The organism is Amycolatopsis sp. WAC 01416 (assembly GCF_003947485.1).
Lineage (GTDB): Bacteria > Actinomycetota > Actinomycetes > Mycobacteriales > Pseudonocardiaceae > Amycolatopsis.
Genome location: NZ_QHHX01000007.1, coordinates 225,870 through 239,075, shown reverse-complemented (window position 1 = coordinate 239,075; position 13,206 = coordinate 225,870). Strand labels below are relative to the sequence as shown.

Below are 13,206 nucleotides of genomic sequence, written 5' to 3'. Positions count from 1 at the left end.
TGGAAAGACACCGACAGCGTACCCACCTCCGGTGGCGTAGGAACCGTTCCCGAGCGTAGATGAGGAAATCCGGCCACCCGGCAGATTCGCACTTCCTGGTCAACCCGGGACCGAAGCATTGACACTTGATCTTCGTGATGTCAGTTTTGAAATGGATTTCGAATTGCGAAACTCGAGGAGCAGACTCACCAGTGCGTTCATTCGTTGTGGGACTCGGCCGCGCCGGCGCGGGTCTGCATCTTCCGGTCTTGGCCAAACTCCGCGAACGAACCCCTCAGCTCTTCGACGACGGCCCCGTCACGGCGTGCGAGCCGCGACAGAACGTCGCCTCCCGGCCGGGTCTCGTGGTCGCGCCGACCATCGACGCCGCGGCCACCGGGCTCGACCCCGACGGCACCGTCGCCCATGTCTGCACACCGCCGACCGAACGTCTCACGGTGCTCACCGAGCTCGCCACGTTGGGCTTCCGCAAGGTGATCGTGGAGAAACCGCTCGCCGCCGACATCGACGACCTCGCCCGCATCATCCGCCTGCGCCGCAAGTACAAGCTGCATGTCGAGGTCGTCGAGCCCTGGCTCGCCAGCACCCTCACGGCACGGTTGGTCGAGCTGATCCGCGACGGCCGGTTCGGCGCCGCGAAGTCGATCGACATCGTCCAGAACAAGCCGAGATTCCGCCGTTCACTGGTCCGGCCCGGGCATCCGACCGCCTTCGACGTCGAACTGCCGCACGGGGTCGCGCTCGCGCTGCGGCTCGCGGGCGCCGCCCGGGTCACCCACGCGTCCGGATCCGATCTCGAAGTCGAGGGCAACGTCGGCCCCCGGATGGGCGGGGCCGCGGTCGGGCTCCGGCACAATTCGGGTATCCACACGGAGATCCGTTCGGACCTCACTTCCCCGGTGCGGGAGCGGCGGGTCACCGTCGAATTCGAACAGGGCACCGCTGTCGGGCATTTCGCGGTGAGCGGCGAAGACCACCACTCCCAGCTGACACTGTCTTCGAACGGCCGGTCCGAGCACGTCGTGCTGCGGGACGACGCGATGACCGAGTGGATGTTCGAGGCCTACCGGAAGTTCCGGCTGGACGGGGAACAGACCCAGGGGTTCACCTTCGCCACCGAAGTGGTGCGGCTGCTTTCGGTGGCCAAGAACATCTGCGCGGAACCGGTCTCCCGGCCAAGGCGTCCCGAACCCGACGCGGTGGCCACCCATGCCGGATGACCCGGTGCTCGCCGGCATCACGGACGAGGCGGCGGCGGACCTCGGCGGCCAGCTCTCAGTGCTCGACACCTTGGGGTGGAAGGCGATCGAACTGCGCAGCGTCGACAACGACGCCATCGCCGACCTCTCCGACGAACGGTTCGACGCCGTCGCGACCACCCTGTCGGACCAGGGGGTGAGCGTGGTCTGCCTGGCGTCCCGGATCGGTGGCTGGGCCCGGCCGATCGGCACCGATTTCCGGCACGACCTCGCCGAACTCGACCTGCTCGCCGGGCGAGCCAAGGCGATCGGCACCCGCTACCTCCGGATCATGTCCTATCCCAACGACGGACTGAGCGATCACCGATGGCGCGCTCAGGTCATCGCGCGGATCACCGTCCTCGCCGAACGCGCCGAGAAGCACGGGGTGACGCTGCTGCACGAGAACTGCTCGGGCTGGGCGGGGACCAGGGCCGAGCGCATGCTCGAACTGCTGGACGAGGTCGCGAGCCCGGCGCTGAAGTTGTTGTTCGACACCGGAAACGGCGTCGCCCACGGGTACGACGGGTTCGACCTGCTCGCCGACATCGCCGTCCACGTCGAACACGTGCACATCAAGGACGCGGACGAGCGCGGCTTCACCCTTCCCGGTCAGGGCGCCGCGCGGGTCGCCGACTGTGTGAAGCTCCTCCGAGCCAACGGCTACCAGGGCGCGTGGTCGTTGGAGCCGCATCTCGCGATCAAACCGCACGAACAGGGTGTGCTGGCACCCCACGCGATGTCGTCGTTCGTCGCCGCGGGCCGCGCGATGGCCGGGCTGGTCCAGTGATCCCCGCGGATCGCGACCTGCTGGTACGGCTGCTCGACCTGCCGACGGCCGGTCCGCTCGAGACCACCGGCGAGGTACGGCTCTGGGACGCGATGCGCGCCTACGCCGACGCCGCGACCGAAATCGGTTTCGACGTGCTGAGTTTCGCCACCCCGGACCCGTCGGTGCTGGACCGCCCTGGTGTTCCCCTGGCGGTCCGCGACGCTGGGCCCGGGTTCCTCGCTTGCCAGCCGAGCCTCGCACTGCGGATCGGCCCCGCCGCTCCCGCCGTGATGTTCAACGTGCACCTCGACACGGTGGCGCCGTTCGAACCGGCGGGGTTCGACGGCACCAGGTTCACCGGCCGCGGCGCGATCGACGCGAAAGGACCCGCGGTGGCGCTGCTCGCCGGTGTCCGGGCCGCCCTCGCGGTGGATCCGGCGGTCGGCCGGGATGCCGGTGTCCTCATCCAGGCCGTGTCCGGCGAGGAGGGCGGCGCGATGGGCACCTTCGGCACGCGCCCGCTCGTCGAAGCGGGATTTCACGGCGCTCTCAACATCTTCTGCGAGCCGACCGGGCTGCGATACCTGCCCCGATGCTCGGCGTCGATGACCGCGTGCGTGCGGGTGGACGGTGAAGACGCCATCGACGACGAGCCGCACCGGGGGCACAACGCGACGGTTCTGCTGGGCTTCCTCGCCCAGCACCTCGCGGACGACCTGGCGAAGCACGGTCAGGTCTGCGTAGCCGGGCTGCACACCGGACGGCTGCACAACAGGGTGTACGGCAGCGGAGAGCTTCTGCTCAACATTCCTTACGACTGCGAAGAAGTAGCGGCGAAGATGACTTCGGCCCTGGAGGACGGGCTGCGCACCGGCATCGCCGGGTTCGTTTCCCGGTTCCGGGAGTCACCGTCCCTCACCCGCACCGCGACGGACGCCGCGGCGATCACCGGCCTGCGGTGGCTGAAACGCGATCTGCCCGCTTTGCCGGTGCAGGACATTTCGCTGCTGGACGCGTTCGTTCCGCGTTGGCCGGACGACGAACCCGGGTTCACCTGCGACGCCCTGTGGCTCGCCGGTGTCCCCGGCGCCAGGACGGCCGTTCTCGGCCCCGGTTCGCTGGGCGCCAACAACGCGCATTCGCGCGGGGAATACGCCGATGTCGAAGAACTCGACCGGTTCAGTGAGCTCGTACGCGAGATCGTCGTGCGGTTCAGCCGGAACGGAGGAGCGTGACCGTGCTGGTGCCCTATCCGGCCTTGCTTTCCCAGGTCACCAAGATCTTCGTGGACCGCGGGGTCCCAGGGGACCGGGCGGCGATCGCCGCCACCGCGTTGTGCCACGGCGACCTGACCGGGGTGACCTCGCACGGCCTGGTCAATCTGACCCGGCTGTACTTGCCCCTGCTCGACCGAGGACGCGCGGAACCGAAGGCGGACATGGTCGTCGAGACCGATCTCGGCGCGTGTGTCCTCGCCGACGCCCGCCGCACGCTCGGGTTGTGGTCGGCGTCGCAGGCGATGGAGCTGGCGTGCGCCAGGGCTTCACGGCACGGCGTCGGCATGGTGTCGCTGCGCGGGGCCACGCATATCGGCTGCGCCGGTCACCACGCCGCGCGCGCCGTCACGCACGGCATGATCGGCCTCATCGCGTCGAACGGCGGCGGGCAGCGCATCGCCCCGCCACCGGGCGGCGCGGCCGCGATGCTCGGCACGAACCCGCTCGCGCTGGCCTGTCCCGCCGGTGGCGCGCATCCGTTCGTCCTCGACATGAGCACCACCGTCGTCCCGACCGGCCGGATCCGGGCCGCGGCGCGTGAAGGCCGGGAGATCCCGCCTGGGTGGCTCGCCGACGACGACGGTTCACCGGTGACCGATCCCGCCGCCTTCGACCGGGGTGAGGCTCATCTGCAGTGGCTGGGCGGCGCTCCCGAAACGGGCGCGTACAAGGGATTCGGGCTCGGGCTGCTCGTCGAGGTGCTCGGCGCGCTGGTGCCCGGCGCCACGCTCGGCGCGACCTCCGCAGACGCGGACCGAGACGACGACATCGGGGTCTTGGCGCTGGCGATCGCCCCGGAGGTCCTGCGCTCCGGATTCGCCTCCGACGCGTCCGCGCTCTTCACCGCCGTGCGTGGCTGGCCCACGCGTGATCCCGCCGCCCCGGTCGCCTACCCCGGCTGGCACGAGGGCGAGCGCGCGGCCCGGTTCCGCGAGCACGGTGTGCCGGTTCCCGACGCGGTCTACGAGGAACTCCGCGCGGCACTGGAGAGGACACCCGGATGATCCGGGCCGGAGTCGTCGGACTCGGGGTCATCTCGAAGTTCTACCTCGCCGCGCTGGAGCGATCGCGGGAGTTCGCGCTCGCCGCGGTCTGCGATCTCGACCCGGCCCAACTCGCGAAAAGCGCTGTGCCCGGCTATCGCGATCATCGCGAGATGCTCGCCGACGGCGGGCTCGACGCGGTGATCGTGACCGCGCCCAACGACGTCCACGCCACCGTCTGCCGGGACGTGCTGGACGCCGGCCTGCCGGTGTGCGTGGAGAAGCCGATCGCCACCAGGCTCGCCGACGGCGAGGATCTCGTGACGAGGGCGGCGCGGCGGGACGTCGCGCTGTTCACCGCCTTCCACCGCAGGTACAACGGCAACGTGCTCGCCCTGCGCGAGCGGCTCGTCGGCGGACCACCGATCGCTTCGCTGACGGTGCGCTATCTGGAGCGGATCGAAGAGCACGTCGGCGGTGATCGCTGGTACCTCGACGCGACGCGGTGCGGCGGTGGCTGCGTGGCGGACAACGGGCCGAACGCCCTCGACCTCGTCCGGCTGTTCCTGGGTTCGATGGTGCTGCGGGACGTCCGGATCAGCCGTGACGCGGATGGCGTCGACCGCCGGGCGACACTCGTGCTGGAGGGCGCCGTCGTGGAACTCGACTGGTCTTTTCCCGGTGAGGTCAAGGATGTCGAGGTCCGGCTGACCGACGGCACCGTCCTGCGTGCCGATCTGCTCGCCGGGTATCCGGAGTTCAAGGAATCGCTGTGGCACGAGTACGCCGGACTGCTGCGCGAGTTCGCGGAGGCCGTACGCGAGGGCGGGGCTTGGCGCGACAGCGGGCTCGACGCACTGTCCATAGTGGACGAGTGTTACCGGAGGGAGAACGATGCGGGAAGACGGGCCGAAACGGGAGATCACCGGCACCGTGGTGAAGGTGCTCGTACATCACCGTGACGACCGGGGAATGAGTCTCGAACCGTTCGCCAGCCGGTGCGTCCGCGTCGGCGAGGTGCACGAGCTCGTCACGACCAGCCACGACGACACGGAGCCGGGGGCGCGCATCGACCACGTCGGCTTCCTCGGCTTCGCCGAAATGGCACGGGCCGGCGTGATCGACCGGGGCGACGAGGTGTGGATCGGCGGCGAACTCGTCGGCACCGTCCTCGGCTTCGACGGCTGTCATTTTCCCAACCACTACAACATTCTCATCCACACCGCGCTGCCCGTCACCGGCGAGGAACTCGGCCTGAAGCCGGAACGGGAAGTCTGCTTCCGCGGCCGGTGGTGAGCGGCCTCCGCGCCGGAGAGCCACTCACCACCACGCCGTCAGGTCACCGTCATTTGCCCAGCAGTGGCACGTCGCTCTTGCCGAGATGGTAGTCACGGACCGCGTGCACGAGTTCGTCGACCGTCAGCGTGCCGTTGCCGTTGACGTCGATGGCCCGGAACGCGGGGGCCACGGCCGAGGCTTCGACACCGATGGCGTTCAGCCACTTGGCGAACTCCTTCTGGTTGACCTCGCCGTCGCCGTCGGTGTCGCACAGGCCGACGATCGCCGCGATGGTCGGGCGGACCACGCGCGCGAATCCCGCGTCGCCCTCCTGGAAGATCTGCGCTTCGATCACCTGGGTGAACTGCTGCTCGTTCAACGAGCCGTTCGGGCCGACACCCGCCTTGCCTGCCAGGTACTCGTACATCGTCAGGAACGAGTCCTTCACCGCGCGGGCCTGTGGCGACGCGGGGTCCTCGCCGAACGCGTCGACGATCCGGGTGGCCTCGGCCTCGAAGTCGGACTTTTCGATCCTGCCGTTGCCGTTGACGTCCCACTTCTCGAAACGCTTCTTGAGCCTGTCGTTCTTGACCGCCGTGGTCATTCGTACACTCTCCTTTTCGCGGAAGCTTCGGAAGAATTCGCGGTACCGGCGTTCCGCCCTGGCGGAACGTTCAAAGACGGACGACCTCCTTTCCGGGAACCTGTCCCGTCACGTCGAACAGCAACCTGGCCGTCGAGGCCAGGCGACCGTGGTCATAGGCACGGTGCGCCACCAGCAGGACGGTGACGTCCGCGGTACGGAGCACCTCGTCGAGATCGGCCGCCGGCGGCCCCAGTTCGGGCACCGTGACGGCCACCGGATCGTGGTAGGACAGGTCGGCCCCGAGCGCGCGCAACCGGACGGCGATCCGGATGGCGGCGGACTCGCGGGTGTCCGGCACGTCGGCCTTGTATGCGACACCGAGGAGGAGCACTTTCGCGCCTCGCAACGGTTTTCCCTGTTCGGCGAGCAGCCGTGTCACCCGTTCGACCACATGCTCCGGCATCTGGTCGTCCACGAGGCGAGCCGCGTGGACGACGCCGAGCAGGGCTCCTTCCCGCTCGGCCTTGTCCAGCAGGTACTTGGGGTCGACCGGGATGCAGTGCCCGCCCACGCCCGGCCCCGGCACGAACGGCGTGAAGCCGAACGGCTTGGTCGCGGCGCAGTGCAGCACGTCCCATACATCGACGCCGATCCGGTCGCAGAAGATCGCGATCTCGTTGACCAGCGCGATGTTCACGTAGCGGTAGGTGTTCTCCAGCAGCTTGGCCATCTCCGCTTCCCTGGTGCCGCGCGCCACCACCACCGTGTCGACGAACCGCCCGTAGAACTCGGCGCAGTACTTGGCGCACGCCGGGGTCTGGCCGCTGATCACCTTCGGGGTGTTACGGATGCCGAAGCGCCGGTTTCCGGGGTCGACCCGCTCGGGTGAATAGGCGAGTGCGAAGTCCTTTCCCGCGGTCAGACCGTATTTCTCCAGGATGGGCCGGACGATCTCGTCGGTGGTGCCCGGAAAACTCGTCGACTCGATCACCACCAGCGTGCCCGGTGTCAGCTGTTCGGCGACCGTCGCCGCCGCGGCTCGCACGGCGCCGAGATCGGGCCCGCCCGCCGAATCCAGACCGGTCGGCACGCAGACCACGATCGTCTTCGCGTCGCCGAGAACCTCGGGATCGGTCGTCACCGTGAAACCGCCCGCCCGCATGGACCGCAATCGGCTCGCGGACACGTCGGGCACATGTGACCGGCCCGCGGCCACCGCCGCCGCCACCCGCGGCGAAGTGTCGTACCCGACCACCGACAACCCCGCCGAGGCGGCGGCCTCTGCCAGCGGTAGCCCGACGTAGCCGACTCCTACAACGACAACGTCGACAGACACGGGACCCCCTCAGTCTCGATGTCACGCGAACCGATCAGTTGACCGAGAAAGAGCCGCTGCCCGCCGCGACGTGGGAGCCGTATCCCGCTCTGACCGGCAAGCCGGGCGTCAGGCAGAACGGATCGCCGTGAATGAGCAGATCCGAAGAGCTCAGGTTGGCCAGAACATGGGCGGCGAGAGGAAGTTTGTTGCATCCCTCAGGATTCCTGAAGGTGTCCAGCCGCTGGAATTCGGTGGAGAAGACCACCACATTGCCTGCCGCGGCCTCCGCGGGCGGACTCGGCACGATCAGCAAAGCGCCGGCGGATGCCACGCTCAACGCGGCGATGACAAGACGATTCATCGAATGCCTCCACATCCAAGATCATGACTTCTCTCCGCACGCTAACAGTCACTCCGCGTAAAACTTGCTGCTCGACGGATCTTCACGCGCGCAGGTTGCGGCCGACCCGGACGGATCATTCGGAGGCGGGTTCAAGCGCTCTCTACGTGATCTTCGAACGTGCGCTGTTCACATGAACGAGTGGCGCGAATGCTTTCCCGGACGACGGAGAACTACCGGACCGGACCGTCCTTTGTGGGCCCGAGCGGCGATTTGACGTCACGAACACAGCGGCGGGTAGCGAAGGCCTCCTTCGCTACCTTCAGGGCCGAGTCCGGCAGAGTCGAATATTCGCTGGCCGGTGACACTCTTGATGATTCGAACTGGGTGTCATCGACCGTCCGAGGGAGGCAGAGCTGAGTGGCGGTTCGGCTTACTCAAAGGGGTGAGTCAAGGCCCTGAATGTCCACAAAGGACACTCCCTGGCAGCTTGATGTCCCTTTGATGGCTATATGTCCGGTTTTCAAGCGGGATCGTGAGTGTTGGGCCGTTCTGACAAGGGCGTTTAGGTACCTTCTGGGGTGAGCCGGGTGGCAGCCGGTCAGTGAAGGACTCCTTGAGGGACCCAGAGTCCCTCAAGGTTCCCTTCACCCACCCTGGAACGGCCGTCACGAGCCTCAGCCGCACCACCAGCCACAAACGGCGGCGCGTGAAGGACCCCTTGCCTCGGCTCAGCCGAGGAAACTCGACCTTCACACCTTCCCCAGTACATGAAGTGACCGGCCTTCGTTTCCCGGCCGAGAGCGACCGCCCTCTCACTTGAAGCCCTGCCTCTTGCCGGAGAAGGCATCGACGATGCTTGCCCATCAGGATCCCGGCGGGCAACGGCGCCGCGACAACAGCGATTCGCTTCACTTTGCGCATTTCCGTTCCCCTCGCCGTCTCATTGTCCGATACCGCACTTCGCGGCATTTTCCGGCGCGGAATTCGACCCCCTGCGTCGGATTCCCAGTCGCCTATCACGATCAGAGTCGCGATGGGATCCATCGTCATCAACCGGACAGTCCGACGGCAAGGCGGACGGCGAAGATCGGGACACGAGAATGAAACAGCGGCGCGCTGACCAGCGGCAATGCGTCGCCCTGGGACGAATCGGCCTTCGGTGGACAGCTCAGGGAGACGGAATTCGGCCCTCCCTCGAGCCGGAGCGGTCCCGTACGATGAGCCCATGTCGGGGGACGAACCGAAGAAAAGCGACGACGAGCCCGAATACAAGAAGTGGGCCGTCATGATCGGCGCGGTCAGCGGGGTATTGGCCATTTTCGTGGCCGTCAATACGCTGACCGGGTTCAATCCGTTCGAGGACCTCGACCCGCCCCCCACCAGCGAGCCACCGGTTTCACGGACGTTCGCGGCGGCGACGAGCGCGCCGCGGACGACCCGGACCACCGAGCCGGAAAAGACACGTGAACCGGTGTCGAACACCGACGTGGCGGACGTGACCACCACCCGAGCCACCCGGACGACGCCGCCGGCCCGACCGGAATTCCAAGTGCGCTCGTCGCAGTGGAACGGGCCGTGCAACGACAACGCCTGCTCGATGAGCGCCGTGTTCCGCAACAACGGCGGAACGGGATCCGGAAGCGCGACCTTCTTCGTGCTGTGGCCGGACAAGTTCAGCTATCTCGCGCAGTGTTCCGTCGCCTTGCCGAGGACGGCTGGCGACGATTTCACCAGCGCCGGTTGCATCGCGAGCAGCGCACAGCTCCAGAACTATTTCCGCACGCACCGCGGCGGAACCGTGCGCCTGTACGTCAAGACCGAAAGCTGACGTCAGCCGATGCTCTCGACGACGGCCTCGGCCACCGCCTTCATCGTGGTCCGGCGGTCCATCGCGGTGCGCTGTATCCACCGGAACGCGTCCGGCTCGGTGAGACCCTGACGGCTCATCAGCAGCCCCTTGGCGCGGTCGATGACCTTGCGCGTCTCGAGCCGGTCCGTGAGACCCGCGACCTCGGACTCGAGGGCCTGGAGCTCGGCGAACCGGCTCACGGCCAACTCGATCGCGGGCACAAGGTCGCGCTTCGCGAACGGTTTGACCAGGTACGCCATCGTGCCCGCGTCCCTCGCCCGCTCGACCAGGTCACGCTGACTGAACGCGGTCAGGATGACGACCGGCGCGATCCGGTCACCGGTGATCTTGGAAGCGGCCTCGATCCCGTCGAGCTTGGGCATCTTGACGTCGAGAATCACCAGATCGGGCTTCAACTCGGTGGCAAGGTTGATGGCCTGCTCGCCATCACCGGCCTCGCCGACCACCTCGTAGCCCTCTTCGCGCAACATCTCGACGAGGTCCAGACGGATGAGGGCCTCGTCTTCGGCCACGAGCACCCGCCGCTGGGGTGCGGCGACGGCACCATTGGCCTCGGCAGCCTGCTCGGTCACCGGGGTCCTCCTGAAGGTCGTCGGGCAGTTCGGCTCGCGGTCTGTCCGCGAACCTGAAGCCTACCGGGAACGATCCAGACGGCTAGATGGCGTTCACCACGTCAGACGGTCGTCACACTCCCGGGCCCGGCGAACGGCGCGCTCCCGTGATCCCGTAAAGTTCACCGGACACCGCCCCCGTAGCCCAACTGGCAGAGGCAACGGATTCAAAACCCGTCCAGTGTGAGTTCGAATCTCACCGGGGGCACCAACAACTACCCCACAAGCAGATCCAGCCCGCTGGGCTGGGACTTCTTGGGGACTCATGGGCTCGGTGATCCTCTCCGCCACCTGAGCGATCTCAGGCAGCTGGTCTGCCGGGAGCTTGATCGCCACGCTCGCCGTCGTCGTGTACCACGATCGCGAGCTGGACGGCCTCGAAGAGCGCCTTGAGGTACTGCTCTGGCGCTTCGGTCAGGTTCATCGCCAAGTGAGGTAGCACTGTCCGACAGCTCCGAAGAGACCTGCGACGCGGGGCGGCCGGCGGCTACGTGTCGGCCTGACCGCCGGCCGGGAACAGGATCGGACTCAGTAGATACTGCGCACGGTCCGGGGTGGCGGGGTTGCTCAGGTGCGGAAGGATCGCCGCGCGCAGGCCGTCGATCAGGCTTTCGACCTCCTCACGATCGAGCCACACCGCGTGTTGCCGATAGCCGACCAGATCGGCGACCGGATCGGCGTCTTCACGATCGAGATAGCTGTTGAATTCGGCGAGCATTGTGACCATGGCCAAGGCGAAGACCTCGCGGTGGTCTTCGGGTTTTGCCGCGGCCACCGCGTCGGCGTCGATGGTCGCGCGCTCTGGGCGCAGGCGGTAGGTCCGCTCCACGGCGCCCCGCACGCGGTGCTCGGCGGCGACCTCGAGAACACCCCCGCCGGCGAGCAGGTCGACATGCCGATACACGGTCGCCTTCGACACGTCGGGCAGGCGTGCGCACAGCTGCGCGGTCGTCAGAGTCCGCTTGCCGGACAGAGCGTGCACGATCCGCAGCCGCACCGGGTGCGCCAGCAGCTCCAGAGAATCCATGACCCCTATGCTCTCATTCGTGATACCTTTCTCAAAGTTGAGAACGTTGGAGTGGAGGACAAGGTGGCGTCAGTCGAATCGACCGATACGGACCTCGAGGCGTGGCAGTCACCGGACTATGCGGATCCGGACCTGTTCGACGAACATGCGGTGACCGTGGGTTCGGGCGCCTTCGCCGTACCCGGCACAGTCGCTGTCCCTCGCGGCGCGGGCCCCCACCCGGCTGCGGTATTGCTCGCCGGCGGAGGACCGTTCGATCGGGACGGTACCGCTGGGCCGAACAAGAACGTGAAGGACATCGCCTGGGGTCTGGCCAGTCGCGGCGTGGCGGTCTTGCGTTTTGACAAGGTCACCTACACGCACCGCGAACAGATCGCCGCCACCCCGGACTTCACCCCGACCGAAGAATACGTACCCCATGCCGTCGCGGGCATCGAGATGCTACGCGGACTGTCGACAGTGGACGGTGATCACGTCTTCGTGATCGGGCACAGCATGGGCGGCAAGTTCGCACCTCGGGTGGCCGCCGCCGGGCCAAGGGTGGCCGGTCTTGTCGTTCTCGCCGGGGACACGGTGCCGATGCAATGGTCGATGGTGCGCGTCATCGAATATCTGACGAAGGCCGATCCGGCGACCGCGGCGCTGCTGCCCACCGTCGAAGCGGCCACCGAACACGCGAAACTGGTGGACAGCCCGGATCTTTCGCCCGCCACACCCGCCGCGAAACTGCCATTCGGAATGCCCGCACAGTATTGGCTGGACCTGCGCGCCTACGATCCGGTGTCAGTCGCCGCGACACTGGACCTACCCATGCTCTTCATGCAAGGCGAGCGTGACTACCAGCTGACCATCGACGGCGATCTGGCCGGATGGCGCGCCGGTCTGGCCGACCGGCCGGACGTCATATTCCGCACCTACGCCGCCGACGATCACATGTTCTTCCCCGGCACCGGACCGTCGCTGCCCGGGGACTACGCACATCCACACCACGTGGACCCCGAAGTCGTCGCCGACATCGCCGACTGGCTCACTACCCGCGTTCGTCTTTGACCGCTGCCGATCCGCACGACCCGGGCGCATACCTTCGCGACGGTCCACGGAACATCCGCTTGCCCGCTCGAGTCGAGGTTGCTCAGGAGATCTTGCGGCGGTAGGTGATCGTAGCGAAGACATACGCGACGGCGAGGAGACCGGCGCACCAGGCGAGGGCGATCCAGATATCGGTGCCGACCGGCCGCTCGGTGAGCAGGACGCGGAGGGCGTTCACGATCGACGTCACCGGTTGGTGTTCGGCGAAGGCGCGCACCGGGCCGGGCATGGTGGCGGTGGGCACGAATGCCGAACTGAGGAACGGCAGGAAGATGAGCGGGTAGGAGAACGCGCCCGCGCCGTCCACGGATTTCGCGGAGAGACCCGGGATGACGGCCAGCCACGTCAACGCCAGCGTGAACAGGAGCAGGATGCCGGCGACCGCGAGCCAGGTCGACGGTCCCGCTCCTGAGCGGAAACCCATGAGGAGGGCGACGCCCACGACGATCACGAGCGAGAGGAGGTTGGCGACGAGCGACGTCAGCACGTGCGCCCACAGCACACCCGAGCGTGCGATCGGCAAGGACTGGAAACGTTCGAAGATCCCGCTTTTCATATCGGTGAAGAGCCGGAGCGCGGTGTAGGCGACACCCGACGCGACCGTGATCAGCAGGATCCCCGGCAGCATGTAGTTCACGTACGAATCCGACCCGGTGCTGATCGCGCCTCCGAACACGTAGACGAACATCAGCATCATGGCGACGGGCATCATCGCGGTCGTGATGATGGTGTCCACGCTGCGCGTGACGTGTTTCAGTGATCGTCCCAACAGGACGGTGGTGTCGCCGAAGAGGTGCTTGTTCATCGTCATCCC

15 protein-coding genes and 1 tRNA gene are annotated in these 13,206 nt (G+C 67.3%); 9 read left to right on the top strand and 7 right to left on the bottom strand.

Features of this window, described 5'->3' with window-relative positions:
• Positions 1–191: 191 nt before the first annotated feature.
• The 6 genes from DL990_RS24935 to DL990_RS24910 are packed head-to-tail and all read left to right on the top strand — an operon-like array spanning position 192 to position 5,566.
• Positions 192–1,220 carry a Gfo/Idh/MocA family oxidoreductase gene (locus DL990_RS24935; RefSeq protein ID WP_125800068.1) on the top strand — a complete coding sequence of 343 codons (1,029 nt, stop codon included), beginning with the start codon at positions 192–194 and terminating at the stop codon, positions 1,218–1,220.
• The gene (locus DL990_RS24930; RefSeq protein WP_125800067.1) at positions 1,210–2,028 is read left to right on the top strand and encodes a sugar phosphate isomerase/epimerase; all 819 of its coding nucleotides are present in this window, start codon (positions 1,210–1,212) and stop codon (positions 2,026–2,028) included. Before DL990_RS24935 ends, DL990_RS24930 begins: the two co-directional genes overlap by 11 nt.
• Complete coding sequence (locus DL990_RS24925) at positions 2,025–3,245, top strand: M20/M25/M40 family metallo-hydrolase (RefSeq protein ID WP_125800066.1); 1,221 nt, start codon at positions 2,025–2,027, stop codon at positions 3,243–3,245. The genes DL990_RS24930 and DL990_RS24925 overlap by 4 nt, the downstream gene beginning before the upstream one ends.
• Positions 3,242–4,291 carry an Ldh family oxidoreductase gene (locus DL990_RS24920; protein WP_125800065.1) on the top strand — a complete coding sequence of 350 codons (1,050 nt, stop codon included), beginning with the start codon at positions 3,242–3,244 and terminating at the stop codon, positions 4,289–4,291. Before DL990_RS24925 ends, DL990_RS24920 begins: the two co-directional genes overlap by 4 nt.
• Positions 4,288–5,232 (top strand): Gfo/Idh/MocA family protein, encoded by a 945-nt coding sequence (locus DL990_RS24915; RefSeq protein WP_125800064.1) that lies wholly within the window; start codon positions 4,288–4,290, stop codon positions 5,230–5,232. The genes DL990_RS24920 and DL990_RS24915 overlap by 4 nt, the downstream gene beginning before the upstream one ends.
• Positions 5,165–5,566, top strand: a complete 402-nt coding sequence (locus DL990_RS24910) for a hypothetical protein (RefSeq protein WP_125789147.1) — start codon at positions 5,165–5,167, stop codon at positions 5,564–5,566. The genes DL990_RS24915 and DL990_RS24910 overlap by 68 nt, the downstream gene beginning before the upstream one ends.
• Positions 5,567–5,615: 49 nt before the next feature.
• On the opposite strand, the gene DL990_RS24905 is transcribed toward DL990_RS24910, so the two are convergent.
• The 3 genes from DL990_RS24905 to DL990_RS24895 form a co-directional block, all read right to left on the bottom strand.
• Positions 5,616–6,152: an EF-hand domain-containing protein gene (locus DL990_RS24905; RefSeq protein WP_125789146.1), complete on the bottom strand. Its 537-nt coding sequence runs from the start codon at positions 6,150–6,152 to the stop codon at positions 5,616–5,618.
• Between the two features lie 70 nt (positions 6,153–6,222).
• On the bottom strand, positions 6,223–7,470 hold the full coding sequence (locus DL990_RS24900; protein ID WP_125800063.1) for a nucleotide sugar dehydrogenase: 1,248 nt from the start codon (positions 7,468–7,470) through the stop codon (positions 6,223–6,225).
• Between the two features lie 34 nt (positions 7,471–7,504).
• On the bottom strand, positions 7,505–7,813 hold the full coding sequence (locus DL990_RS24895; protein WP_125789144.1) for a hypothetical protein: 309 nt from the start codon (positions 7,811–7,813) through the stop codon (positions 7,505–7,507).
• 1,267 nt (positions 7,814–9,080) lie between these two features.
• Here DL990_RS24895 and DL990_RS24890 point away from each other — a divergent pair.
• The gene (locus DL990_RS24890) at positions 9,081–9,623 is read left to right on the top strand and encodes a hypothetical protein (RefSeq protein ID WP_233620558.1); all 543 of its coding nucleotides are present in this window, start codon (positions 9,081–9,083) and stop codon (positions 9,621–9,623) included.
• A gap of 2 nt (positions 9,624–9,625) precedes the next feature.
• Here the strand turns inward: DL990_RS24890 and DL990_RS24885 are convergent, their stop codons facing one another.
• Positions 9,626–10,237, bottom strand: a complete 612-nt coding sequence (locus DL990_RS24885; RefSeq protein WP_005157321.1) for an ANTAR domain-containing response regulator — start codon at positions 10,235–10,237, stop codon at positions 9,626–9,628.
• A gap of 173 nt (positions 10,238–10,410) precedes the next feature.
• On the opposite strand from DL990_RS24885, the gene DL990_RS24880 reads away from it, so the two are divergent.
• A tRNA-Leu gene (locus DL990_RS24880) sits at positions 10,411–10,487 on the top strand.
• Between the two features lie 90 nt (positions 10,488–10,577).
• Here the strand turns inward: DL990_RS24880 and DL990_RS42205 are convergent.
• Both DL990_RS42205 and DL990_RS24875 read right to left on the bottom strand, forming a co-directional pair.
• Entirely contained in the window at positions 10,578–10,700 is a 123-nt protein-coding gene (locus DL990_RS42205; protein WP_255431390.1) for a hypothetical protein, read from the bottom strand.
• Between the two features lie 63 nt (positions 10,701–10,763).
• Positions 10,764–11,303 (bottom strand): helix-turn-helix domain-containing protein, encoded by a 540-nt coding sequence (locus tag DL990_RS24875; protein ID WP_125789143.1) that lies wholly within the window; start codon positions 11,301–11,303, stop codon positions 10,764–10,766.
• Positions 11,304–11,354: 51 nt separating this feature from the next.
• Here DL990_RS24875 and DL990_RS24870 point away from each other — a divergent pair, with 51 nt between their 5' ends.
• A complete protein-coding gene (locus DL990_RS24870; RefSeq protein WP_233620557.1) occupies positions 11,355–12,353 on the top strand; it encodes a S9 family peptidase in 999 nt (332 codons plus the stop codon).
• Between the two features lie 82 nt (positions 12,354–12,435).
• On the opposite strand, the gene DL990_RS24865 is transcribed toward DL990_RS24870, so the two are convergent.
• Entirely contained in the window at positions 12,436–13,197 is a 762-nt protein-coding gene (locus DL990_RS24865) for an ABC transporter permease (protein ID WP_125800061.1), read from the bottom strand.
• Positions 13,198–13,206: the final 9 nt, after the last annotated feature.